The sequence below is a fragment of the Neoalteromonas facilis genome (assembly GCF_002807665.1).
Taxonomy (GTDB): Bacteria; Pseudomonadota; Gammaproteobacteria; order Enterobacterales; family Alteromonadaceae; genus Alteromonas_E; species Alteromonas_E facilis.
Genome location: NZ_PEAY01000004.1, coordinates 508,750 through 532,875, shown reverse-complemented (window position 1 = coordinate 532,875; position 24,126 = coordinate 508,750). Strand labels below are relative to the sequence as shown.

Annotated in this window: 23 protein-coding genes; 7 read left to right on the top strand and 16 right to left on the bottom strand. The window is 45.9% G+C overall.

The window, feature by feature from the left end:
• Window positions 1-3: 3 nt before the first annotated feature.
• Window positions 4-432 carry a CopD family protein gene (locus CSH93_RS13845; RefSeq protein ID WP_100643842.1) on the top strand — a complete coding sequence of 143 codons (429 nt, stop codon included), beginning with the start codon at window positions 4-6 and terminating at the stop codon, window positions 430-432.
• Window positions 433-489: 57 nt separating this feature from the next.
• Window positions 490-669, top strand: a complete 180-nt coding sequence (locus CSH93_RS13840; RefSeq protein ID WP_100643841.1) for a hypothetical protein — start codon at window positions 490-492, stop codon at window positions 667-669.
• On the opposite strand, the gene CSH93_RS13835 is transcribed toward CSH93_RS13840, so the two are convergent.
• Complete coding sequence (locus tag CSH93_RS13835) at window positions 666-1,301, bottom strand: UPF0149 family protein (RefSeq protein WP_100643840.1); 636 nt, start codon at window positions 1,299-1,301, stop codon at window positions 666-668. The genes CSH93_RS13840 and CSH93_RS13835 overlap by 4 nt on opposite strands.
• Before the next feature lie 92 nt (window positions 1,302-1,393).
• On the opposite strand from CSH93_RS13835, the gene CSH93_RS13830 reads away from it, so the two are divergent.
• Window positions 1,394-2,608, top strand: coding sequence for an Nramp family divalent metal transporter (locus tag CSH93_RS13830; protein WP_100643839.1), 1,215 nt, complete (start codon window positions 1,394-1,396; stop codon window positions 2,606-2,608).
• Here the strand turns inward: CSH93_RS13830 and CSH93_RS13825 are convergent.
• The 6 genes from CSH93_RS13825 to CSH93_RS13800 all read right to left on the bottom strand — a co-directional run bounded on the left by CSH93_RS13825 (window position 2,605) and on the right by CSH93_RS13800 (window position 9,994).
• Window positions 2,605-3,738: a MalY/PatB family protein gene (locus CSH93_RS13825; protein WP_100643838.1), complete on the bottom strand. Its 1,134-nt coding sequence runs from the start codon at window positions 3,736-3,738 to the stop codon at window positions 2,605-2,607. The genes CSH93_RS13830 and CSH93_RS13825 overlap by 4 nt on opposite strands.
• 49 nt (window positions 3,739-3,787) lie before the next feature.
• A complete protein-coding gene (locus CSH93_RS13820; protein ID WP_100643837.1) occupies window positions 3,788-4,168 on the bottom strand; it encodes a response regulator in 381 nt (126 codons plus the stop codon).
• A complete protein-coding gene (gene lysC / locus CSH93_RS13815) occupies window positions 4,165-5,514 on the bottom strand; it encodes a lysine-sensitive aspartokinase 3 (protein ID WP_205663347.1) in 1,350 nt (449 codons plus the stop codon). The genes CSH93_RS13820 and lysC overlap by 4 nt, the downstream gene beginning before the upstream one ends.
• A 29-nt stretch (window positions 5,515-5,543) precedes the next feature.
• A complete protein-coding gene (locus CSH93_RS13810; protein ID WP_240615604.1) occupies window positions 5,544-6,008 on the bottom strand; it encodes a DUF192 domain-containing protein in 465 nt (154 codons plus the stop codon).
• 64 nt (window positions 6,009-6,072) lie between these two features.
• On the bottom strand, window positions 6,073-8,685 hold the full coding sequence (gene acnB / locus CSH93_RS13805; protein WP_100643835.1) for a bifunctional aconitate hydratase 2/2-methylisocitrate dehydratase: 2,613 nt from the start codon (window positions 8,683-8,685) through the stop codon (window positions 6,073-6,075).
• A 157-nt stretch (window positions 8,686-8,842) separates the two neighbouring features.
• Window positions 8,843-9,994, bottom strand: coding sequence for a PQQ-dependent sugar dehydrogenase (locus CSH93_RS13800; RefSeq protein WP_100643834.1), 1,152 nt, complete (start codon window positions 9,992-9,994; stop codon window positions 8,843-8,845).
• A 104-nt stretch (window positions 9,995-10,098) separates the two neighbouring features.
• Here CSH93_RS13800 and CSH93_RS13795 point away from each other — a divergent pair, with 104 nt between their 5' ends.
• The 3 genes from CSH93_RS13795 to CSH93_RS13785 all read left to right on the top strand — a co-directional run bounded on the left by CSH93_RS13795 (window position 10,099) and on the right by CSH93_RS13785 (window position 12,990).
• On the top strand, window positions 10,099-10,533 hold the full coding sequence (locus CSH93_RS13795) for a hypothetical protein (RefSeq protein WP_100643833.1): 435 nt from the start codon (window positions 10,099-10,101) through the stop codon (window positions 10,531-10,533).
• 133 nt (window positions 10,534-10,666) lie between these two features.
• Complete coding sequence (locus CSH93_RS13790) at window positions 10,667-12,238, top strand: AMP-binding protein (protein ID WP_100643832.1); 1,572 nt, start codon at window positions 10,667-10,669, stop codon at window positions 12,236-12,238.
• Between the two features lie 197 nt (window positions 12,239-12,435).
• Window positions 12,436-12,990, top strand: coding sequence for a hypothetical protein (locus CSH93_RS13785; protein WP_100643831.1), 555 nt, complete (start codon window positions 12,436-12,438; stop codon window positions 12,988-12,990).
• Here CSH93_RS13785 and CSH93_RS13780 read toward each other — a convergent pair.
• From CSH93_RS13780 to CSH93_RS13740, 9 genes are all read right to left on the bottom strand, one after another.
• Window positions 12,987-14,879, bottom strand: a complete 1,893-nt coding sequence (locus CSH93_RS13780; protein WP_100643830.1) for a DUF885 domain-containing protein — start codon at window positions 14,877-14,879, stop codon at window positions 12,987-12,989. The two genes, CSH93_RS13785 and CSH93_RS13780, sit on opposite strands and share 4 nt — an antisense overlap.
• Before the next feature lie 15 nt (window positions 14,880-14,894).
• On the bottom strand, window positions 14,895-16,112 hold the full coding sequence (locus CSH93_RS13775; protein ID WP_100643829.1) for a serine hydrolase domain-containing protein: 1,218 nt from the start codon (window positions 16,110-16,112) through the stop codon (window positions 14,895-14,897).
• 13 nt (window positions 16,113-16,125) lie between these two features.
• Complete coding sequence (locus CSH93_RS13770; protein WP_240615603.1) at window positions 16,126-18,240, bottom strand: S9 family peptidase; 2,115 nt, start codon at window positions 18,238-18,240, stop codon at window positions 16,126-16,128.
• Window positions 18,241-18,437: 197 nt separating this feature from the next.
• Window positions 18,438-19,709: a tetratricopeptide repeat protein gene (locus tag CSH93_RS13765; protein ID WP_240615614.1), complete on the bottom strand. Its 1,272-nt coding sequence runs from the start codon at window positions 19,707-19,709 to the stop codon at window positions 18,438-18,440.
• Window positions 19,710-19,762: 53 nt separating this feature from the next.
• Entirely contained in the window at window positions 19,763-20,371 is a 609-nt protein-coding gene (locus CSH93_RS13760) for an energy transducer TonB (RefSeq protein ID WP_100643827.1), read from the bottom strand.
• A gap of 3 nt (window positions 20,372-20,374) precedes the next feature.
• Window positions 20,375-20,782, bottom strand: coding sequence for an ExbD/TolR family protein (locus CSH93_RS13755; protein ID WP_100643826.1), 408 nt, complete (start codon window positions 20,780-20,782; stop codon window positions 20,375-20,377).
• Window positions 20,783-20,825: 43 nt separating this feature from the next.
• A complete protein-coding gene (locus CSH93_RS13750; RefSeq protein ID WP_100643825.1) occupies window positions 20,826-21,344 on the bottom strand; it encodes a MotA/TolQ/ExbB proton channel family protein in 519 nt (172 codons plus the stop codon).
• Window positions 21,345-21,347: 3 nt separating this feature from the next.
• Window positions 21,348-22,661 carry a MotA/TolQ/ExbB proton channel family protein gene (locus CSH93_RS13745; protein WP_240615613.1) on the bottom strand — a complete coding sequence of 438 codons (1,314 nt, stop codon included), beginning with the start codon at window positions 22,659-22,661 and terminating at the stop codon, window positions 21,348-21,350.
• A 58-nt stretch (window positions 22,662-22,719) separates the two neighbouring features.
• Window positions 22,720-23,436 carry a DUF3450 domain-containing protein gene (locus CSH93_RS13740; RefSeq protein WP_240615612.1) on the bottom strand — a complete coding sequence of 239 codons (717 nt, stop codon included), beginning with the start codon at window positions 23,434-23,436 and terminating at the stop codon, window positions 22,720-22,722.
• Window positions 23,437-23,694: 258 nt separating this feature from the next.
• On the opposite strand from CSH93_RS13740, the gene CSH93_RS13735 reads away from it, so the two are divergent.
• Window positions 23,695-24,060 (top strand): adenosine deaminase, encoded by a 366-nt coding sequence (locus tag CSH93_RS13735; protein WP_100643822.1) that lies wholly within the window; start codon window positions 23,695-23,697, stop codon window positions 24,058-24,060.
• Window positions 24,061-24,126 lie beyond the last annotated feature (66 nt).

Sequence of the window (24,126 nt, the reverse complement as noted above, 5' to 3'; positions counted from 1 at the left end):
CTTATGTCGATTTTATGGCTTAAAGGTTTACATATCTTTTTTATGTTGGCGTGGATGGCGGGTTTGTTTTATTTGCCACGCTTGTTTGTTTATCACGCTGAAACAGCAAGTGCCGAAGTGAAAGCGCAGTTTTGTATCATGGAGCGTCGTTTGTGGTGGTTTGTCACCCCATTTGCTGTGCTAACCGCTGTGTTTGGTATTGCTCTGATTTATACCTATGGTCGAGATTGGTTTATTGCTTCTTGGTGGCTTCACATAAAATTAACAATATTACTTGCGATTTATGCGTATCACTTCTATTTATTAAAGGTGCTGCGGGATTTTGCAGCCGAAAAACCGATGCGCAAACCCGTATTTTATCGCATGCTGAATGAATTGCCGGTGCTAGCAATTCTGGCTATTGTTCTGTTAGCTGTAGTCAAGCCGATGTGATGTGCATAACGGAATGTAATATTTAACGCTCAACGTTAATTCAATCTAGGAGTTGAAATGGATGTCAATAACTCGTACTTAAAACAGCTTATCGATCAAACCGATGAAGCCTTCAAGCAACTCATCAAAGACCCAGCGTCTGACGAACTGAACTGCGCCTACGAAGATGCCAAACATCAACTCGAACGTTATCTAGTATCGATTAGAGAACGCAGCGATATCGAACAACAGCGCTAGTTTGATTGTTGCTGAGTGAAAGACTCAAACTGATTGGGTAAATGGCTGGCCAGTGTATTGGCCAAAGTGCTGTATTGTAGGATAGCGCGCGGCAATGTTCTTGCGATACTCGGTAACTGTTCAATCAAATCAGAATCCGTATCTTTTGCCATGATTGCCTCTGGGTCAGCCAATACCGAAAAAACCTTAAGGCAATGACGTAGCGTTTTCGCAGCATCCTCTGCCTCATTCGGTTTGCATGTCTGCATATTATCCCACGCATTTTGCCAAACGGGCTGTAGCTGCTGATGGGCAAATAAAAAACCGGTCAACCATTGCGCTTGTTCTGAATCTATTCCTGCTGACCCATCAAACTGATAAGCCCCGGGTAAAAGCGATCCATCACTGCGTAATATAGCCAAAGTGTCTCTTAACTGGTTAATCAGTGCGTCCGTAATTTGTTCAAAGGTACTTAAGTCGTCATTACCATCCGTTGGTGGTTGAGATGGATTAAAAGCCCAAGGCATCCACTGCGGTGGCATTGGGATCTCCGGCGCACAGGAGACAGCCCCGATAACGCCTTCTACAAAGGCTTTGCTGCGCAACTTAGTCTTACAATTAGGATGGTTATACAGTTCCTCGAGTGCAGACACTGGCTTGACTCCCTATGCTACTTCACATTTGCAGCTTAACAGGAATCACCGTAGAGTGAAGGTTTTATGTTTCCAACATCGTAAAGGCCACTGTGCATAACTCTACTTCATCTTCGCCTCCATCTAATCGCTATGCAGCGTGGTTGGTAGCAGCCGCATTTATCGGCCCTGGAACCGTTACTACCGCCAGTATTGCCGGGGCTGAATTTGGTTTTCATGTACTTTGGGCATTGCTCTTTTCTGTATTCGCAACGCTTGTTCTACAAGATATGACGGTCAGGTTAGGCGTGGTTACAAGACTCGGACTCGCCGATGCTATTCATGCTATTTTTACCCAAAAGGCATTTCGATACGTAACCTGTGGTTTGATTATCGCTGCCATCGGTATTGGTAACGCAGCCTATGAAGGAGGAAACTTAACTGGCGCGGCATTGGGTCTTAGTCAGCTAAGTAACGTAGAGTTGCAAACGTGGGTCATGATATTGGGTGTAATATCTGCCGCGATTTTGTGGTTTGGTCACGCCGGCCTCATCGAGAAAGTGCTGGTTGCCTTGGTTGGCCTAATGAGTGTGATATTCATCATTACTGTTGTCGCCGCTAAACCGGATTGGTCTGCACTATTGGCTGCGGCAGCAGCACCTCGCTTTGACGCTTCCACCTTTACTATTGTATTAGCCTTAATCGGTACAACCATTGTACCCTACAATTTATTCCTGCATGCCAGTTTAGTCAGACAATACGATCGCCCAACCGATATTGAACTTCACGCTCAACGCCGAACTACATTGTTTGCAGTGTTGACCGGTGGCGTTATCACATTGGCCATTATGACCACTGCGACTGCCGCTTTTTATCAAACGGGAAAATCTCTTGATGCTGGCAATATAGCATCGCAATTAACACCTTTGCTCGGTGAGGCTGCTGGCAGCGTATTTGCTGTAGGCCTGTTTGCTGCCGGATTAACCAGTGCAATAACCGCCCCACTTGCTGCAGGCTACGCAGTATGTGGAGCCCTGAAGTTGTCTACCGAAAGAAACTCTGCCGCCTTTAGGGGAGTCTGGTTGAGTGTGTTGTGTTTAGGCGCGATCACAGCAACATTTGGGATAAAACCATTGGTCGTCATGTTATTTGCTCAAGCAACCAATGGCTTGCTGCTACCCTTTATCGCGGTCTTTTTACTGATCGTCATGAACAACAAGTCACATTTGGGTGACTATCGAAATTCAATCGGCATGAATATACTGGGAGCGGGTATCGTTTGTATGACCCTATTCTTAGGTTTGCGGAAACTGATGGGCGTATTTTAAACGCCCGTACTCAATCTTTTTATTGCAAGCTTCAGATCATCCCTCGCGCAGCCGAAATTTAATCTAAAGAAATCACGGTTGCCAAAGTCTGCGCCCGGTGACGGACCAACCCCTCTGGACTCACACCACTTCTGTGTATCGTCTACGCCGAGTCCACTCGCGTCTACCCACAGTAAAAAGGTGGCATCAGGGGTTTGTGCGGTCAGCCCATCAATACGACTGACTGCATCCACTAAATACTCTCGATTCCCGCGTAAATAGTGTAGTAGCGATTGGTGCCATTCATCGCACAAGGTGAACGCAGCTTCAGTTGCTACCAACCCTAAAATATTGACCCAAGGCACCATACCTTGTGCCGCTTGAGTAAATCGACGACGTAATGTGGCATTTGGAATGATCGCAAAGGCTGCACCGAGCCCTGCTACATTAAAGGTCTTACTTGCAGCCATTAGCGTAATGCTATTGTCTGTCAGAGCAGGCATTTTCCCCGCCGGTATATGTGCAATGCCAGGCGTTAGAATAAGGTCGCAATGGATCTCATCAGAGCACAGCGTAACTTGATGTCGCGTACAAATGTCTGCAACTCGACTGAGCTCTTCCTGTGTCATAGCGCTGCCCACAGGGTTCATTGGGTTGCACATAATAAACAAATGACAATCAGGATCTGAGGCATGCTGCTCGAGGATATTGAAATCCAGCGTCCATCTACCGTTCACCAGTACGGTAGGAACATCAAGACGCTCTGCATTATGTAATTGCGGTGCTGCTAGCAGTGGCGGGTAATTCGGTGTCTGCACAATAACTTTATGCGTACTGGTGGCCAGTGCTTTACAAGCAACATTAAAAGCGGGCACGACACCCGGCATCCAGACAATCCATTCAGGCTCTATTGCCCAGCCGTGCTTATCCTTAAGCCAACGCATCACCGCATTGTTCGCCCCTGTATGCTGCGAGGGCAATGTGTAACCTAAAATCCCAGAGTTTACTTCTTGCTGAACCGCTTCCAATATTGGATCTGCACAACGAAATTCAGTATCGGCGACCCACATGGGCAAAATATCTTTGCCTGCATATTTTTTCCATTTAAATGCATCAGTGCCGACTCTGGGTGATGGCTGATCAAAATTCATGTAAGTTCCTTGTAGACTAATGACATAACGCGAAGGTGTATGCCAACATTTATTCAGTAAAAATACTATCGAGTTTGTCGAGTAAATCGTGGGCAGTGAAAGGTTTTGCAATAAACGCTGTTGCGCCTAAATTTCTCGCTTCTAGCACGCTTTCGCGTGTCGCATTTGCGGTCAACATAATAAATGGCGTTTGAACATCTCGCAGACGAAATGCACCGAGAAGTTCCAGACCCGTCACGTCAGGCATCATCAAATCGCTGATCACTAGATCAAACTTAGTTTCGCCCTCAGTCAAATCAAGTAAGGCCTCTCGGCTATTTTCAAACGCCACAATCTGCCCCGATGTATATTCATCCAACATCAGAGTTAATAGTTCAAGGGTGACACGGTCGTCATCCACAGCGAGAATATTTAGATTGCGTTTACTCATTCAAATAATGCGTTGTGTAAAACCGACACAATTTCTGCACTGTCTTCAGCTTTCACTAAAAACGACATATTGTGTGGGTTAGCACCAAAACAAATCATACGTAGATTATAGTCTGCAATTGCAGCAAAGATGCGACTCGGCACACCTTTTTGTGATTGCATATGATTTCCAACAACGGTGACAAGGTCAAAGCCCTGCTCTACCGTTACTTCGCTCATCGTCTCAAGCTCTTCAATCGTACGTTGGTTAAGTCTCTCCGCAACAGAATTCGGTGGATTATCCAAGGTAAACGAAATCGCTATCTCTGATGTTGTCACCAAATCTACCGAGAGTTTATGCTTGGCAATGATGCTAAACACCTTCTCCAAATAACCTTGCGCATACAACATTTTCGGTGTTTTCACCGTGACCATAACCTGTTCACGACGACGGGTAATTGCCCTGTAAGGTGGTTCATGCTCACAGTCGCGCACAATCCACGTACCACCTTTTTCGGGCTCGCGACTTGACCCTACAAAAACCGGTATATCTCTGCGCAGAGCTGGTTCCATCGTTGCCGGGTGTAACACTTTAGCACCGAATGTTGCCATTTCTGCAGCTTCTTCAAAGCTCAATTCTGGTAATGGGCGCGCTGCCGGGGTGAGTCTTGGATCCGTGGTGTATACACCTATAACATCGGTCCAAATTTCGCAGCTCTTGGCATTCAGTGCCTCCGCTAATAATGCGGCAGTGAAGTCTGAACCACCGCGTCCTAGCGTTGTGGTATTGCCGCTTTCATCAGCCCCGACGAAACCTTGCGTGACGATCACATGACGCTTGATATCGGGCGCCAACACTTCATCTGAACGCACCTTTATAAGTTCTACATTCGGCACGGCTTCGCCGTAAGTGTCATCGGTAATAAGCACCTTACGTACATCAAAGTTGAGCGCCTCAATGCCGTTTTGTTTAAACACTTCACTGCATAACAGAGACGACATCCGTTCACCCATCGACATCAAAGCGTCTTTTAAGTCATGTCGATGTAAAATTTCTTCGTGATGCGCGAGTTGCTCAATCTCCGTCAACAAATCATCTAGCTTGGGCTGCACAGATGCTTTGTTATCGAGTTGCTCAAGAATGGCGTACTCAATGGATTTTATCTGCTCGCACACTTCAGCGATCTGAGCCTGAGAAAGCGGAGAGAACGCCAGTTGGACCAAGAAATTCGTTACGCCAGCTGCGGCACTCACCACCACGACGCGCGTTTCGGGATTGCGCTTAACAACGTTAGCACAATGGCTAATAGCGCCGAAATTAGCAACGCTGGTGCCCCCAAACTTAGCTACATTGATAGCATTACTCACGGCTAACATCTCCTCTTAAAATAACTCACTTACTGGCTAACAAAGGTGACCTTGTCACCGACTTCAATATTATTTTTTGCAAACCACCCCTGGTTCATCTCAAGGGCATACAGTACTTTGCGCGACGAAGGCACGGGCTCTTCGTTGAGCGGAAACATTGGCTTAATATCAGCAATGACCCCTTGCTTATCTATATACGCAATATCCAAAGGCACGTAGGTGTTTCTCATCCAGAATCCGGCAAACCTTGGATACTCCAACTTGAACAGCATGCCACATGAGTCACACAACTCCTTACGGAACATCAGACCTCGCGATCGTTGTTCAAACGTAGTGGCGTATTCAACCGTCAATCGTTGCTGATTAATTTCGACAACCGCCTGTCCAAAGGACACGGGATCGTATTCATCTGCGAACACAATAAGTGTAGCGATACTAAGCGACACCAAAACGATTAGCCATCGAAAGTGATATAACATGTAGGACTTACTCATATTCATTCAAAAAAAAACCGGGCGACGTATCACGTTGCCCGGTTTTTTGTTTTACGTAGACCGATTATGCAACGTTTAGCGTTGGGATAATCTTGGCTTTCGCCGCTTCTTCAGCTTTCTTAAAGACATCCATTTGATCGAAGTTCAAATATTTGAACACTTCAGAACTCATAGAGTCAATCTTGCTTGCGTACTGCATATACTCTTCAGTCGTTGGAACGCGACCCACGATTGCACCAACAGCAGCAAGTTCTGCTGAACACAAGTAAACGTTAGCACCGTCACCTAAACGGTTCGGGAAGTTACGTGTAGACGTTGACAGTACCGTGGTACCGGCAAGAACACGTGCCTGGTTACCCATACACAATGAACATCCTGGCATTTCTGTACGAACGCCGGCACGGCCATAAATGTTGTAATAACCTTCTTCCATCAACTGCGCTTGGTCCATTTTCGTTGGTGGTGAGATCCACAAGCGAGTAGGCAAAGTACCGTTGTACTGTTCAAGTAACTTACCAGCCGCACGGAAGTGACCGATGTTCGTCATACACGAGCCGATGAATACTTCATCAACACTGTCACCCGCAACATCTGACAACGTTTTCGCATCATCAGGATCATTCGGACAACATAAGATAGGCTCTTTAATGTCATCAAGGTTAATTTCGATAACTTCTGCGTATTCTGCGTCTTTGTCAGCTTCCATCAGTTCTGGGTTAGCCAACCATTCTTCCATCTTGCGAGCACGGCGCTCAAGCGTACGTGGATCGCCGTAACCTTCGTTAATCATCCAACGCAACATGGTGATGTTAGAACGCAAGTACTCAGCAACTGAATCTTCAGATAGCTTGATGGTACAACCTGCAGCAGAACGCTCAGCTGACGCATCTGACAATTCAAATGCCTGTTCTACCGTTAGGTTTTCAAGGCCTTCAATTTCTAAGATACGACCAGAGAAGGCGTTAATTTTGCCTTTCTTAGCAACGGTTAATAGGCCTTGCTTAATACCATAAAGTGGGATTGCGTGAACAAGGTCACGTAATGTGATGCCAGGCTGCATTTTACCACTGAAACGGACTAGTACTGATTCAGGCATATCAAGTGGCATAACGCCTGTCGCGGCTGCGAACGCTACCAAGCCAGAACCTGCAGGGAAAGAAATACCCATTGGGAAACGAGTGTGAGAATCACCACCAGTACCCACAGTGTCAGGCAATAGCATACGGTTCAACCAAGAGTGGATGATACCGTCGCCAGGACGCAATGAAACACCACCGCGGTTCATGATGAAATCAGGCAATGTGTGTTGCGTATCAATATCAACAGGCTTCGGATAGGCTGCCGTGTGACAGAATGACTGCATTGTTAAATCGGCTGTAAAACCTAAACATGCTAGGTCTTTCAATTCATCACGCGTCATAGGACCCGTAGTGTCTTGGCTACCAACTGTTGTCATTTTAGGTTCGCAATAAGTACCTGGGCGAATACCGTCTACGCCACATGCTTTACCCACCATTTTCTGTGCCAGTGTAAAGCCTTTACCCGTATCAACTGGTTGCTCTGGACGACGGAACAAGTCTGTTTCACCCATGCCCAATGACTCACGCGCTTTCTCAGTCAAGCCACGACCGATGATCAAATTGATACGACCACCGGCACGTACTTCGTCTAGCAATACCTTTGACTTGTAGCTGTATTCAGCAAGTACTTCGCCACTGTCGGCATTCAAGATTTTGCCGTCTAGTGGATAGATGTCGATCACATCACCCATGTTCATGTTGTCAACATCAGCTTCAAACACTAATGCGCCAGCATCTTCCATGGTATTGAAGAAAATAGGTGCAACTTTACCGCCAATACAGATACCGCCACCGCGCTTGTTTGGAACGCCTGGCAAGTCTTCACCGAAGAACCAAAGTACACTGTTGGTCGCTGATTTTCTTGAAGAACCAGTACCGACAACGTCACCTACGAATGCAACTGGGTTACCTTTCGCTTTGATCTCTTCGATTTGCGCAAGCGGGCCTACTTCACCATGCTTTTCAGGCTCAAGACCATCGCGCGTCATTTTGTACATTGCACGTGCGTGCAAAGGAATATCTGGACGTGACCACGCATCAGGCGCCGGTGATAAATCATCTGTATTGGTCTCGCCGGTTACTTTAAATACCGTCGCAGTGATTTTCTCAGGTAAATCGGCACGAGAGGTAAACCACTCACCTTCTGCCCATGACTGCATAACTTCAGTCGCGTACTTGTTACCCGCTTTGTGTTTTTCTTCAACATCGTGGAAGGCATCAAACATCAATAGCGTGTGCTTCAACTCTTCCGCTGCAAGCTCTGCCAAATCCGAATCATCAAGCAATGACACCAACGTTTCGATGTTGTAACCACCGTGCATGTTACCTAACAACTGCACAGCCGCATCTTTATCAATCAGTGGGCACTCAGCTTCACCTTTTACAATCGCGCTTAAAAAGCCCGCTTTTACATACGCGGCTTCATCTACGCCTGGAGGTACGCGTTCTGATAGTAGTTCGAGTAAAAATTCACCTTCACCTGCAGGTGGATTTTTCATCAGTTCAACCAATTCGGCGACTTGCTCAGCACTGAGTGGCTTTGGTGGAATGCCTTCGGCAGCGCGCTCGTCAACGTGTTTGCGATACTGTTCTAACACTATTCGATTCCTCGTGGTTGGTTCAATAAATACGCGAACGACGCGTACTTAAAATAAATGGATAATTTAACAGGCGAAGTATAGCGCTTTGACGGTACAAATTAAATCTTGATGGAGCTTTTGTTTAGTTATAGCCGCCATTCATCGCCAGAATTACTTACTTCGGTAACATTTTCAGAATTGATGCCTCGGGCCCGTCAGTCAGTATATAGACCGCCCCATCCAACCCCATGTGAATATCACGTAACCTTTGTTGTAAATCATCAACAACGGGCATAGCAAATACACTCTTCTGGTTGACAATTCTGACCCAGTACAAGCGCTTCGCCGCCAGTGAGGTAACCAGCAAGTCGCCTTCCAGAGCAGAATATAAATCGCCGTGCACAACGGTCATGGATGAGGGCGCAATGGATGGTGTCCAATTGACGATGGGGGCCCGCATGCCTGGATAATCATCAAACGGCGTGATATTCGCACCACTGTAATCTTTGCCTTGGGTAACCACCGGCCAACCGTAATTTTGGCCTGCTCGTAGTATGTTTATCTCATCTCCACCCGCAGGGCCATGTTCGTTTAAATAAATTAGATTGCTGGTTGAATCGACCTCCAATCCCTGTGCGTTACGATGGCCCAATGTGTACACATAATCTATCGGAGAGCCATTGCCTTTATAGTAGGGGTTATCAGCCAGCGGTGTGCCCGAATCGCTCATACGCAGCACTTTTCCTAAGTGGGATGATTTAACCTGCGCTTGCTCTCGATAGTCAAAGCCATCACCGCTTGTCACTAGCAATGAACTGTCCGCTAAAAATGCCATCCTACCGGCATAGTGCACCGGCGTAGCTCTATCTGGTTCAGCACGGAAAATCACTTCCCAATCACCTAATGTTTTTTGTGTATATGTTGCTCTAGCGACCGCAAGATGATTAGCATCTGCAGTGCCTTCTGCATAGGTGATATACACAAAGGGCTTTTGGTTAAAGTCTGGATGCAGTGCGACATCCATTAAGCCCCCTTGACCGGCCACATATAAATCATCGGGCATATGGGTAAACTCGGCTAACGGCTCACCATCTTTAGACACCAATCGAATTTGCCCTTGCTTCAATGTAATGAGCCATTCTTCAGTCGGTAACTGTTTGATCGCCCAAGGGTTTATCAAAGACGAATGAAACGGCGTTATCGAGACTTCAGGAAACATTTCATTGGCAGTATTAGCATGGGCTTGAATACCAATGGAAATCACAGCATTGATGAGAAAGGCAAAAGACAATAGGCGAATATTCGACATCACAAAGGGCTGGAACATAGAGATCTTATGGCTATAGTGTATGGCTGTAATCTAGCCTAATTAGATTGTAATGCAAATTCACTACCGCTATGGTGATTGCGATTTAGAGGAGATGTTATTCAATGAAAAATGCCGTTAGGTGGATAAAAGCGTGGTTGATTGCCAGTGTTGTGACTTATTTGCTTGCCAGCATCGCACATTCACAATTTGTTCTCCTCGAACTGCTCAAAATTGATATTGATGTCTCTGCAAGTCAGTGGGTATCAATGACAGCCAGCGATCTTGCTGGACTAGGTCTCACCTACGGCCCCGTGATCATGCTCAGTCTATTGATCGCATTTTTATCGCTAACCGCCGTTAGCAAATACATACTGCGCACTCCTAACTGGGTATTCGTCGTAGGCGGCGCTTTGGCTATAGCCATTATGCTGCTAGCGATGCAGCCCATTCTCAACGTCACCTTAATAGCAGGTGCCCGCTCGACGTTGGGATTTTTATCTCAATGCTGTGCAGGCTTGGTCGGTGGCTGGACATTCGCTCGTCTATCATCGCGTTAACGCCCCATTGCGACTTTCGTCATATACATTTTCAGATTCAGCCACGCTATATTTGTGCATAAATGTAATCGAATTGTTAAATCAATCCGTATATGCTGAACTTCTGTCACATTAATAATAAAAGCGAGTCGCTATGTTCCAAGATTTATTGCCAGAAAATGTCCACTCTCTCCCTGATTATGTTGAGCACGTATTTGCCACCTATGGTGATGCGCCAGCGTATACTGCACTAGGACAGACGCTATCATTTGCTGAAATAGAGCAGCGTTCAGCCGCGTTGGCCAATTACCTCCAACATGGCGCTGGACTCCAACCTGGCGATCGAATCGCGATCCAGTTACCCAATTTATTACAAAATCCGATTGCGGTGTATGCGGCTTTAAGAGCCGGTTTGGTTGTGGTCAATACAAACCCTTTGTATACACCAAGAGAAATGCAACATCAGTTTAGTGATTCGGGCGCTAAAGCCCTGATTATTCTTGCGGATCTTCTGCCTAATTTTGAAAAAATCAAAGCTGATACCGGTATTGAAACGGTCATCATTACATCAGCAACGGAATTATTAAATCCTGCTACAGAACCTCAGCACGCAGAGTATGTTTCGCTTACATCAGCAATATCCAAGGGGTCTGAACTGCCTGCGTTTTCGCGCCCAGCAGTGACCATGGACACACTGTGCATGTTGCAATACACAGGTGGTACAACGGGTCTTTCAAAAGGCGCTGCGTTATCCCACGGCAACGTATTAAGTAATAGCGTACAAACTTTGGATAGGCTAGGTGAAAGTTTCCGCAGCGGAGAGGAAATCGTTGTTTGTCCGCTACCGCTATATCATATATACGCATTTACAGTTTGTATGATGACGTTCTTCGCCAAAGGTTGCCTCACCATTCTTATTCCTAACCCGCGTGATCCCGATGCGTTTATCAGTGCGATCAAACCCTATAAATTTACCACGTTTGCTGGTATCAATACTCTGTTCGTCGGTCTTGGCCAACACCCTGATTTCAAAGCGTTGGACTTTTCGGCATTGAAGCTAACACTGTCAGGCGGCACAGCCTTGACCAGTGCTGCGGTTGATATATGGAAAGCCGTAACGGGTTGCAGCATTACCGAAGGTTACGGCTTGTCAGAGACAGCGCCAGTACTTACCTTTAACCAACCGGGCGCGGAAGAAATAGGCACTATTGGCACGCCTCTTTTAGGCACTGAAATACGACTGTTGGATGAAAACGATAAGCCTGTGGAAGATGGTAAAGAAGGACAAATTGCCGCTCGAGGTCCTCAGGTAATGCTTGGTTATTGGCAGCGTGATGATGCAACTGCTGAGGTGATGACGGCCGATGGGTTCTTTAAAACAGGCGACATCGGTGTAAGACTCCCCAGCGGAGCAATTAAAATCGTCGATCGTCTGAAAGACATGATTTTGGTGTCTGGATTTAATGTCTACCCCAATGAAGTAGAAAATATACTCACCTCACACCCCGCTATCGTTGAAGCGGCTGTAGTGGGCGCTCCAGATGACAAAACGGGTGAACGCGTGTGCGCTTATGTCACGGTATCTCAGCCCATTGATGAAGCTGAGGTTATCGCGTTTTGCCGCGAGCAATTGACGGCCTATAAAGTGCCGAAAGAACTTCACGTATTGGATGAATTGCCTAAGTCGACGGTAGGCAAGATACTGCGCAGGGAACTACGCAAATAGTGTAAACGGTGCCCCGCGCCATTCTGTGCGGGGCCGCTATGCACAGCCCTAACACCTCTCTCGCTTCGATAACGATATCCATCGAACATGTAGAATACTTTGTCGAAAACGTCGCCCATGACGTCGTCGATAACAGTGCATTTTAACCACCGCTCATATACACTTCGCGCCAATAGTAAACAGGCAATTTGAACCCCATGACAACGAATAACACTATCAACAAGGTTATCCTAACCCATGAGCAACTCGCGCAATTAGAGTTGATCAGCGGCACATCGGGTCGAGCAGTGAGGTGGCTTGTGGGGGGCTTCACCCTCTCTTTTGGCGCATTATTGTATTGGCTTGTTATCGCTAAACCAGAAGTGCCATTTGTGATAAAGGTGATAAGTTCGAGTCTTTTTGCTATCGCGATTCTAGCGTTAATTATCAGTGGTCGGCTCAAACGAGGCTGGCCAAACATATTACATGACAATGACTATCTGTATGTGGTTTATGATCCTGCTAAATCAGAATTCTTAAGCATCCCATTTGAGCTCATTTCGAATTGCACAAAGAAAATGCTTTATCCCAATACGATGGCGGTATCGATTGAACTTGTGGCCGACAAGTTAAGTGATGATTGCCAACAATTATTGAAATCAGCAATCTTTCCGGCTGAAAACGCCGTGCATATTTACAGTGCGTTAAACAGCCGGAATAACATTATTTTGCGTGTGAAGGCGCTCATTCAAAAAAGCGCCTCCGCAGATTAAGCGGCTTGCTTCGACGCAATCCACTCGTCAATCAAACGCTCTAGGATCGGTAACGGAACAGCACCGCCGCCAAGCACTATGTCGTGGAATTGGCGGATATCAAACTTATCCCCCAATGCCTGCTGTGCTTTTTCACGCAGCTCCAATATCTTGATCATACCGATTTTGTAACCCGTGGCTTGTCCCGGCCAAACAAAGTAACGTCTAACTTCTGACTGTATTTGACCAATGGGTACAGGTGAATTCTGCTGGAAGTACTCAATCGCCTGTTGCTCAGTCCAGCCCTTAGCATGAATACCTGTATCCACAACTAGACGAATAGCACGCCACATTTCGGTTACCATACGACCAAAATCTGAATAGGGGTTTTCATAGGCACCCATCTCTTTCGCCAATAACTCAGAATACAATGCCCAACCTTCTACATAAGCATTGAAGAACTGCTGTGTTCTGAATGTCGGCACGCCCTCTAACTCTTGAGCAATGGATATTTGCATGTGATGGCCAGGGTTTCCTTCGTGATAAGCAATCGCTTCCATCTCATTCTTTGGCATCGATGTCATATCAATCAGGTGGGCATAATACACACCCGGACGTGAACCATCTGGCGTGCCAGGGTAATAATGTTGCGCAGCCCCTGGTTGTTCACGGAAAGCTTCAACCCGTTTAACGATCAAATCAGCTTTCGGCAAAATACCAAAGTATTCTGGTAACTTACTGTGTATATAATCGAGATAAGCGGTGGAATCATCAATATACCCCTGACGACCTTCGTCAGTATTGGGGTAAAAGAAGCGCTCGTCATCTGTTGCGGTTTTAATAAACTCAAAGAAGGCAGGCAGATCACCGTCAAACTCAACCTTATCCTTGATAGATTCCATTTCTTGACGTAAACGCGCAACTTCCGCTAAACCCACATTATGAATTTCATCTGCGGTCATTTGCGTCGTCGTCGAATTGTATAAAGCTGCGTTGTAAGCCGCTATCCCATCAGGTAAGGCACTCATCCCTTGCGCTTCTTCAGACACATTTTCACGGTCAGCTTTATGCCAATCAATCAATGCTTTATAGCTGGCATAGAAGTCCGTCAACAATGCTTCGCGCACTTGTTGTTCGAATGCATCCGCCTCGGCTTGTTGAATAGTGCCAGCTTCCACTAAGCCCGCAATTTTGCGCTTAGCATCAGCAAAAATAGCGGAGTCTTCGTCACTGTCTTCGGTAAAGGGTAAGCCCGTGATCAAATTCGTCGCTTGCTCGATTACGCCGTCATAAGCGAAATAAGGCGGGCGTACACCTTCGCTGGCATGTAGTTGCGCTCGCGTTAAGAGTTGAGCAACACCTGTCGCAAGTCCACTGATACGTGAGATGTAATCACTCATATCCTGCGCACTGGTGACATTGTGGAAATTAATCAATAAATTTGGCAATGAACTCTGCGGGCCAGACATTTGTGAGAAAATATAGGCTCGACGTTGGAATGGACGCATTGCCGTAGCAACGTCATAGCCATATACCCAAATGTCGTAAGAGATTTTCGCATCGGCACTTAACGCATCATAATCAAACTGAGATTTAAGCTCTTCAACACTGGTCTTTAACCAGTTATAGCGCTCTTCATCAGCCGCCTCAGACATATCATCAATCTCACCATAGCGCTCTTTTCGCCCTAATGATGTTAGGGTCAATGGCGATTGCATCAGTTGCTCTTCATACTTCGTCTCAAACCATTGATTTAAACGCTCAGACTCCGTTTGAGTCGCTGCGGCTGTTGCTTCCGTCGCAGCGGCAGTGCTGGCTGAATTGGTTTGTGATTCAGGTGCTTTTGAGCATGCACCTAGCGCTAGCACTGCACTCAATGCCAACGCTACTTTTGTGATACGTAAATTCATTTTCCTTCCTGATCGTTAATTATTATGAGTTGAATAAAATTTAGCTAGCTGTCTAAACAAGGCTAAATGACGCGATGACCACTGCAATGACTTATCGTTAAATCGGTGATTCGCTGAGGTTTTGACTATGACTACCTTAGCATCTGGATCCACATAAATATATTGGTCATAAATACCACGGGCCATAAATTCATCTTGGCGTCCTGGGGGAAGCCACCATTGGTAACCGTAGCCATAGTCAACGGTATTCTCTATGTCATTCGATCCTTTCACATGCTCATCTTGCGCATGGGTAGAGGCATCAACCCAATCCGCCGGCACAATTTGTTGACCGTTTAAATGCCCCGCATTGGCATATAACCAACCAAACTTAGCATAGTCACGCACCGTGATATTGAGCCCGCCCAACGCCAGCTCCATGCCATCGTCATCTTGCATCCAGTACGCATCGTCTTGCATGCCCAAGGGCTCCCACAAATACTGTTGCGCGTATTCGGTCAAACTCATCCCCGTTGCTCGCACCAGCACCATACCCAATACTTGAGTGTCGATGCTGACATAATGATGTACTCGACCGGGAGGCCGCTCTGATTGCAAAGATGCAGTAAAGTCATCTAAAGACGTACCAAAAGCAATGGCGCGGGAAAAGCGGTTAATATCCGAGTTGAAATCCGCGTAATTCTCATTGAATTTAACCCCTGAGGACATTTGCAGCGCGTCTTTAATGGTCACATTGCGATAACCACTTTCACTTAACTCAGGCACATAGTTAACCACAGGCTCATCAATCGACTTGACGTGACCTTGTGACAAAGCGATACCGAAAAGCGCTGAGACAAAAGACTTCGCCACCGAGAACGACATATGTTGAACATCTTGCCCCCCTGTCTCACCGTAGTATTCATACACGATATTCCCATCCTGAATGACCATTAAACCGGTGGTGCGACTGGCCAGAACGAAATCTTTCACACTTTCTTTATAAGGACTGTCCTCAATCGTTACTGCGTCTGAAGCATCTGCTTTTTGGTATGGAAACTCAATGGGCTCACTGCTGGCTGACAACGTGGTAACATTGAAGGACTGCGCCATAGAGACAAAGTTCTGCGCTATCTTATCTTCATCATATAGCGTTATCGCCGTATACAAACGTTTAATACTACTGGCATAAACTGCCACCAGTACGATAGCAATGCCAATTATCGATGCCGCAATGAGTTTCTTTTGTCGCATTCTATCTCGTTCCCTATTGCGTAATGCCGTGTGCTAACAACTGAAAGGCGTATTCTTCTGCTCGGTCTTTCAGTCGACCATAACGACCACTATTAGCAAAATGCCCCGCGCCCATATTCATGCGCATAACCAACAAGTTTTGGTCGGTCTTAGTCGCACGCATTTTGGCATTCCATTTAGCTGGCTCCCAATAGGTTACTCGAGGGTCATTCAGACCTCCGGTGACCAGCATAGGCGGATATTCACGCGCAACAATGTTGTCATAAGGCGAGTAGGATTGAATGAATTCAAACGCTTGCTTATCTTTAATCGGATTTCCCCACTCTTGCCACTCTGGTGGCGTTAACGGCAAGGTTTCATCTAGCATGGTATTCAGTACATCCACAAACGGCACGACCAGTGAAACCGAACGCCATAATTCAGGGGCTTGAACAGTCATCGCGCCCATCATCTCGCCGCCCGCACTGCGTCCAGCGATCGAGATATTGCCTTTACTGACGTATTGTTGATCAATCAAAAACTCAGCCACATCAATGAAATCGGTAAACGCATTCATACGCTTGTCGAGTTTGCCATCTAGATACCATTGATATCCCATTTCGTCGCCCCCTCTAACGTGTGCATACGCGAATGAGAAACCTCGATCTAGCAAACTGATGCGATCAATGGAAAAGTTCGGGCTGATGCCTGAGCCATACGCGCCGTAGGCGTACAAGGACATTGGCGCTTGACCGTCTCGCTTGAAGTCTTTGTGATACACAATCGATATAGGAATGCTCGCACCATCGCGCGCGGGCGCCATTAAACGCTCAGTGATGTAATCCTCCGGGTTATAACCTGATGGAATTTGCTTCACTTTTCGTGTGATCAGGTCTTGCGTATCGACTTGATAATCAAACACTGTATCTGGCGTTATCATCGATTCATAGTTGACGCGCAAATGATGCTGTTCAAACTCTGGGTTAGCCCCCAAACCAACAGAGCGGGCCGCTTCTGGGAAAGACAACTGCTGGATCAATTCCCCATCAAAATTATGCAATTGCACGTGCTCAACACCGTCAATCGATAAGGCTATGGCGATAAAGTCGTTAAACGTTTGGAATCCTGTCAAATACTGACGATCGCTACCCGCAATAAGCGATAACCACTGGCTACGGTCACTCGCTTTTTGGGATAAGCTCTGTGCATCAATACGCACTAATCGCGAATTAACGTGTTCATCATTCACCAACATAAACAGCTGTTCATGGGCGGCGTCTAGTTCTGCTCGAATGCCATCCGCTTTACTGACCAAGACGATAGGCTCAGCAGATAAATCATCTGCGGGGATAATAGCAACCTCGTTAGTTCCACCTGTCTCTGAGGTTTTAACCAACCAACGATCATCGGATGTAAAATAGTAACTGAGGAAATATTTAGGATCGGATTCAGTAAACAAAACGCTATCAATGTCTTCATCAGCGCTGGGGTTCAAACGTCTTAGATTAATGGATTCAGTAAACCAGCGATCGGCGCTCAACTTGTCGTACACAATCCCTTTGCTGTCGGGAGTAAACTCAACCGTTCCCCCCATATCATTTAAATCAACCGGCAAAATCTCATTGGTGGTTAAATCTTTTACCACTGTGGTGTAACGCTCATCACCACTGGTATCTACAGTATAAGCAAGCAAACGGTTGTCTGGTGAAACGGTCCAATCCCCGAGCACGAAATAGTCATAGTCTTTCGCTAAAGCAGGGACATCAATGATGACCATTTCCTCATCACTGCCCAGACGTTTGCGCAAATACGTTGGGTAGTTATCCCCTTGTCTATATTCATATCGATATTCATAGCCGTTTTTAACATAGGGAACAGAACGGTCAGTCTCGTCCACTCGCCCTTTAAACTCCTCAAACAACTTCTCCACCAACGCTTTATGTGGCGTTAAAAACTGATCAAAATATTCATTTTCAGCTTTTAGATAAGCCAGCACATCAGGATCTTGGGTATTGGGATAGTTCGGATCTTTTAGCCAAAAGTAGGGGTCATCAAGCTGGATCCCATGATAAGTACGTGAACTGGTTCTGGCTTCAACTATAGGAGCAGGTGTATCCAATTGTTTAAGGCGAGGAAAGGTTTCTGTCACGTTGGATCCTTCGGAGATAGTGTTTTGTTTCGCTGGAGAACACGCTGTCATAATACAAACAGCTAAAGCAAGCGTGATATGACGCTTTACGCAATTGATTTTCATAGGGGGAATATAGGTTTTATTATTATTGTAGAACCAATATACAAAAAAAAACGCCGCTAATGCGACGTTTTTCTGCTCACTACCTAAACTAATTACTCGCTTGCGCCTAATTCAGCCTGATTACGCTCAAATGTACGCTTTTCACCTTCAACGTATTTAGCCCATTGTTGCGCCATACCGCGACTTCCTGAGAATTTCTCTGCTTCCGCGAGCTCATTCAATGCATCCACAAAGCGTCTTTGATTGTAGTAGGCCATACCTAACACCAAATGAACCGTTCCAGGGTTAGACAAACCGCCCTTTTCAATCGCTTTTTGAGACGCGGCAACAGCGTTATCCCACTGTTCCATGTTGAGATAAATTTGACCTAACTGAGCGTCTAAATCGCCATCTTCCGACAATTCTGCCGCCGCTTGCATAACCGGCACGGCTTTCTCATTTTCTTTCGCTTGTGACCAGCACTGCGATAAGAACTTAAGGTTACGTAGATTGCGCTCTAAAACACCTGACGCTAACGCTTGTTCCATTAAACGAGCACATTTATAAGGGGCCTGATGGAAGTAATACAGCTGCGCCATGTTAAAGGTATCTGATGCAGAGGTAACATAACCTTGCTGATAAGCCGCTTCCATTAGCGCATATTGCTCTTGTTCACGTTCAAGCTCACCGTACATGGCCGCTAACTGCACCCAATATTTAGGTTCATCGAACAAACGCACCATTTTGACGAGTACATCTTTAACCTTTTCAGGTTGCTTAAGCTCATAAAACACCGCACGTTGCAGGATCAACCAACCTTCGTCAGGGATCATGCCTTCTGCTTCATGATCTTGGATAGCCTTAGTGATATAACGCTCTGCTTCAGCATATTGCTTATTCTGATAATAAGCTTGCGCTTTGATGACTAAGTTCTTCGGCGGAATTTCACCTTTTGCAAGCGATTCCCAACGCTCGAGTGCGGTAATGCTCTCTGCATAGTTGCCACGCATCAAATGTAGCTGCGCCAAACTGAATAACGTCGTTTGTTCAAACGTTTCTGGAATAGGTGTCTGCGCCACTACGCTTTCGAATGACTCTATCGCTTTGTCATAATCTTCAGCGTTGTAGTAAATAAAGCCATAAAAGTTGTACAACATCGCCAACTCATAGCTATTCATCGAGCTTGATTTGGATTCAACTTCATCAAGAACCTCAATAGCGCCATTGACATTGCCTTCATCCGCTAGACTCTGAGCACGAGATAACTGGTCATATACGCGGGAGCGTAATGCCGGTACTTTTCTCGTTTGTTTTTGGCTGGCGGGGGTATCTTGTGCAGTTACCGGTGCGCTAGTCGCTAACCCAACCACTAGGGTTAGGGCCATTAAGCTACTACTCACCGCTAATTTCATAATGTGCTTAGTGAATACCATCAGGATTACCCATCAATCTTAAAGGTTATGCGGTTTTGAACACCAGACACTTCTGTTGCCTCACCGTTCACAACACGTGGCTTATATTTGAATTTCAATGCCGCATCCATCGCGGCTTGTTCAAAAATACCTTGCGGATTCGCTTCAACAACAATGGGATCGCGAACCGAGCCTTGTTTGGTAACGGTAAACTCTACAATTACAAAGCCCTCGATACCACGCTGCAAAGCTCTGCGTGGATAAACCGCAGCAACCTTCACGATCGGTAGATATTCACCATCTCCCGACTCCAACGCCAAACCACCGTCTAAAGCGACATCACCCGACACGTCTGCAGCAAAATCCAACCCCGCACCTTCGCCATCTGGTGAAGGTGAATCCAATTGCGGCTGTTCCATTTGCGGCGGAGGCTCTTTCGGCGGAGGCGGTTTACGTGGTTTACGTTCCTTTGCCTCTACTTGTTCATCTTGCTTCACGCGAACAAAGTCCAGCACACTGCCTTCAGGAGGTTCAGTGAGCGCACTGCCACCCGACTGGATCAGTGACTGCATCAGGAAAAACAGTCCCAGTGTGATGACAAGCGATAGAACAATTGCACTGATAAATCGGAGCATTGTTTACTTCTCTTGCGTTGCTATTGAAACGTCATAAACCCCAGCCGCTCGCGCAGCATCCATGACTTTAATCAACGTTTCTGTAGTCGATTTACGATCGGCCTGGATAACAACCGTACCTTGAGGGTTTTCTGCATGTAAGCGTTCAATATTGGCTTGAACTGCTCGAACATCAATGCGACGTTTGTTGATCCAAATTTCACCCGTATCAGAGATTGCCACCAAAATATTAGCGCGATCTTTCTGTACCGCAGTTGCAGCATCTGGACGATTCACATCAATACCGGCTTCTTTAACGAAAGAGGCGGTTACAATGAAGAAAATCAACATGATAAATACAACGTCCAGCATTGGCGTCATATCAATTGTTGCTTCTTCTTCATCTACTAAGTTCTGAAAGTGCTGCTTCATAATCTAATTCCTCATTCCCGATGCGTTTTGCATCAGAAAATCATTAACGCTGTATTTCCATCGCATCTTCTAGATGCATACGCTCAGACTTCACTGTGCGTGTTAACCAAGTCGCGGCGAAAACGCCTGACAGAGCACCCACCATTCCTGCCATAGTAGGAATAGTCGCCTTAGATACGCCTGATGCCATTGAGCGGGCATTACCCGAGCCAGAAATGGCCATAACATCAAACACTTCAATCATGCCTGTCACTGTACCCATCAAGCCTAACAGTGGGCACAACGCCACCAACGCTTGAATAATTGGAATACTGCCGTTGAGCTGAATACTCAAACTCGAAATTGCTTTTTGACGAATCTGTTCTGCAAACCATGAAGAGCGGTCTTGGCGTGCTTTCCATGCAGTAATAGCCGCTCGTTTGTCCTGTTTGTATGTAAAGAACAAGTAAAAAGCGCGTTCGAGTATCAATAGCCACATCACGAAGATCAGCAGACCGATGACCAGGAGAACCTGACCACCTGTCTCTGTAAAATCGCGTATTGCTTCGAAAATCTCGATCATGGGTTAGCTCCGTTCAGCACGTTCCGCTATAACACCAGACGCTTGTTCTTGCAGGATATACACAATGTTCTTACTGCGTGTATTCAACATTGCGTATAGCAACGTAGTAGGAATCGCAACAACCAAGCCCAATACGGTTGTAACCAAGGCTGTCGAAATACCACCTGCCATCAATTTAGGGTCACCCGTACCAAACAAAGTAATCGCTTGGAAGGTATTGATCATACCGGTTACCGTACCCAATAGACCCATCAAAGGTGCTACGACAGAGATAATCTTAATGATAGTAAGGTTACGACCTAATTTAGGCACTTCACCTAAGATCGCCTCAGTCAGGTGCAGTTCAAGCGACTCAGTATCCGCTTCTGGATACTTATCTTTCACTTGCATAACACGGCCTAGCGGGTTGTCATTTTTGAAGGTATCCGATTTCAGCTGACGGTTGACCTTGGCACGAATCAATGTCAACGACACCAAACGTTCAAGAGCTAGCAACAAACCAATCGCACCCACGATAAGAATGATGTAACCAACCAATCCACCTTGTTCTACACGTTCACGTAAATTAGGTGCTTGAACCAATAAACCAAGAATTGAACCACCTGTTGGGTCTACACCAAATTGAACTAGGTCGCCGTTTGAATTTTGTAATTCAGCAGCGCTGTCGTTATACCGATCTGCCGGTTGACGCACTAGCTCAGCAACTGTGCCTGTGGCACTGTTGTAGTCTAAGTACATGCCATCAGCAACTAGCGCGAATGGTCCAACACGCACAACTTCTTTAGACACTTTCTTACCACCCGCTTCTACTACATCTGTAGTGAACTTGGTGACTTTGCCTGATTCTGTCATTTCACGCTGGATTTCAAACCATACACGCTCAATTTCTTCAATTGACGCCAATTTAGAGCTAGACCCCATAGACTGCGCCATTTCATCTAAGAAATCTGCACGGCCAGGAATTTGAGCTGAAATAACCGAGTTATAAAATTTATTCTTGGTATCGCCAGCCACTTGCTGTAACACACCAAATAACTCTTTTAATGAACCTAAACGGTTGTTTAGCGTTTCGTTTAGGTTGGCTAGTTGAATTTCGTTCTCTTCAAAATTCGTTTCCAAACGCTCTGACGTTTGCAACTTTTGGTCACGTAAACTTTCGGTATTGCGCAAGATTTGGTCTTGCTCCGCACGCTTCGCCATAAACTCTTGCTCACGCTGAGAGTTTTGTTGCGTCTGAGCAAACTTGCCTTCTTCTAATTGTTTCAACAACGCGTCTAGATCTAGTGCGCGGTCTTGAGCTAGCGCCTGACCAGACATAAGGCCAAAGGTTACCGCTGCAAGTGTAATTTTAACTAACTGTTTCATTGCTAACCTCTTAATCCGTCAACGCTACAGGCAACATCAGAAGATCTGGTGCCAATTGCTTTTTAGCCATACGTAAGCCTTTGGTGACTTGAGTACGGTAGCTAGAATCTAACTCTTCCCACTGACGTGTTTGCTTGTTCCAAACACCTTGACGGCTCGCATCACGTGTTTGCCAGATCAACGCTGTACGACCAAGACGAAGGAATTCCACATCACGCTCTTCGCCATCAATCATATGAATGCCGTTGTAGGCTTCTAGAGTGCGGCCATAATCCATTTCAACTTGATACGCTTCCATAACGCGGCGGAATTTTTCAGATGGTGCAACATCAGCGCGATCCATCATCGCTTGAAGATCAGCAATACGCTTGCGACGTTCTTCAGGAAGGAAAGGCATATCCAGCTCAACAAACTGTGCAAGGCCTTCAATCATGCGCAACATTAATGGGGTGATTTGACGCTCGATAACGCTCACTTCATCAATTGCAGAATTCAAGTCAGCCATTTCTTGCTCTTGGTTTGCAATTTGACGACGAAGCTGTTCGTTGTATACGTCTAAGCCTTCAATCTCTTTGTTCAGCGTTTTGAACTGTTGAAGCTTGTCATCAATCTGATCGGTGATTTGATTGATGCGTTGTTGAGAGTTTGCTGCGGATTCATTTGTTTCCTTAGCCACTTCAACCACAGGTTCTAAATATTTATCTTCCTGCGCGTGCACAGGTAGCATTACCCAAACACTGGCAATCAGTGCTAATGGTAGTGAATTCTTAAACGTCATATGCGCGTATCCCAGATAATTAAAAAGTCGGCAAGATCCGACTATCCAAACTGGCGGGAAGTATGCAGAAAATCTATGACAGTTTTATTACATAATTGTCATAATTATTTGTCACCCCCGGAGTAAAAATATTCCATTATTGCGTTTACTCGCGTACACTGCGCCGCGCTTACGCATGTTGGTAAGCACACTTTAAAGGAATATATAATGAAAAAATTGATTTTGTCTGCAATGACTGCAAGCGTTCTATTCTCATCTGGTTGCGCAACAATTCTTACTGAAAAAACTTCTAGTATTAACGTTGCAACATCTACTGGCCAAAAAATTCAAGTGACTGTTGATGGACAATCACATGAAGTGCCTGGAATCGTTAACGTTCAAAAACAAAACCAAAACAAAGTGATCGTTACTGATGCTGAAGGGTGTACATCAGAGACAGCTTTAAATAAAGAAGTCGAGCCTGCATTCTTCATTAACCTACTTTCTGGTGGCGTATTCGGTTCATCAACTGATTATGGCTCAGAAAAGATGTGGAAATATCAAGATTCTGTGACAATTAGCTGTCAACAATAATCTAGATGCAAAACATCCTATTGAAGGGAGGCTTACTGGCTTCCCTTTTGTGTTTTTGGAACTCCA

Excerpts from the sequence above, each read along its gene's own strand:
- CSH93_RS13845 (WP_100643842.1), top strand. The coding sequence starts at position 4 with ATGTCGATTTTATGGCTTAAAGGTTTACATATCTTTTTTATGTTGGCG.
- CSH93_RS13840 (WP_100643841.1), top strand. The coding sequence starts at position 490 with ATGGATGTCAATAACTCGTACTTAAAACAGCTTATCGATCAAACCGAT.
- CSH93_RS13825 (WP_100643838.1), bottom strand. The coding sequence starts at position 3,738 with ATGAATTTTGATCAGCCATCACCCAGAGTCGGCACTGATGCATTTAAA.
- CSH93_RS13820 (WP_100643837.1), bottom strand. The coding sequence starts at position 4,168 with ATGAGTAAACGCAATCTAAATATTCTCGCTGTGGATGACGACCGTGTC.
- CSH93_RS13810 (WP_240615604.1), bottom strand. The coding sequence starts at position 6,008 with ATGAGTAAGTCCTACATGTTATATCACTTTCGATGGCTAATCGTTTTG.
- CSH93_RS13800 (WP_100643834.1), bottom strand. The coding sequence starts at position 9,994 with ATGTTCCAGCCCTTTGTGATGTCGAATATTCGCCTATTGTCTTTTGCC.
- CSH93_RS13795 (WP_100643833.1), top strand. The coding sequence starts at position 10,099 with ATGAAAAATGCCGTTAGGTGGATAAAAGCGTGGTTGATTGCCAGTGTT.
- CSH93_RS13790 (WP_100643832.1), top strand. The coding sequence starts at position 10,667 with ATGTTCCAAGATTTATTGCCAGAAAATGTCCACTCTCTCCCTGATTAT.
- CSH93_RS13785 (WP_100643831.1), top strand. The coding sequence starts at position 12,436 with ATGACAACGAATAACACTATCAACAAGGTTATCCTAACCCATGAGCAA.
- CSH93_RS13780 (WP_100643830.1), bottom strand. The coding sequence starts at position 14,879 with ATGAATTTACGTATCACAAAAGTAGCGTTGGCATTGAGTGCAGTGCTA.
- CSH93_RS13775 (WP_100643829.1), bottom strand. The coding sequence starts at position 16,112 with ATGCGACAAAAGAAACTCATTGCGGCATCGATAATTGGCATTGCTATC.
- CSH93_RS13765 (WP_240615614.1), bottom strand. The coding sequence starts at position 19,709 with ATGGCCCTAACCCTAGTGGTTGGGTTAGCGACTAGCGCACCGGTAACT.
- CSH93_RS13760 (WP_100643827.1), bottom strand. The coding sequence starts at position 20,371 with ATGCTCCGATTTATCAGTGCAATTGTTCTATCGCTTGTCATCACACTG.
- CSH93_RS13755 (WP_100643826.1), bottom strand. The coding sequence starts at position 20,782 with ATGAAGCAGCACTTTCAGAACTTAGTAGATGAAGAAGAAGCAACAATT.
- CSH93_RS13750 (WP_100643825.1), bottom strand. The coding sequence starts at position 21,344 with ATGATCGAGATTTTCGAAGCAATACGCGATTTTACAGAGACAGGTGGT.
- CSH93_RS13745 (WP_240615613.1), bottom strand. The coding sequence starts at position 22,661 with ATGTCTGGTCAGGCGCTAGCTCAAGACCGCGCACTAGATCTAGACGCG.
- CSH93_RS13740 (WP_240615612.1), bottom strand. The coding sequence starts at position 23,436 with ATGCTACCTGTGCACGCGCAGGAAGATAAATATTTAGAACCTGTGGTT.
- CSH93_RS13735 (WP_100643822.1), top strand. The coding sequence starts at position 23,695 with ATGAAAAAATTGATTTTGTCTGCAATGACTGCAAGCGTTCTATTCTCA.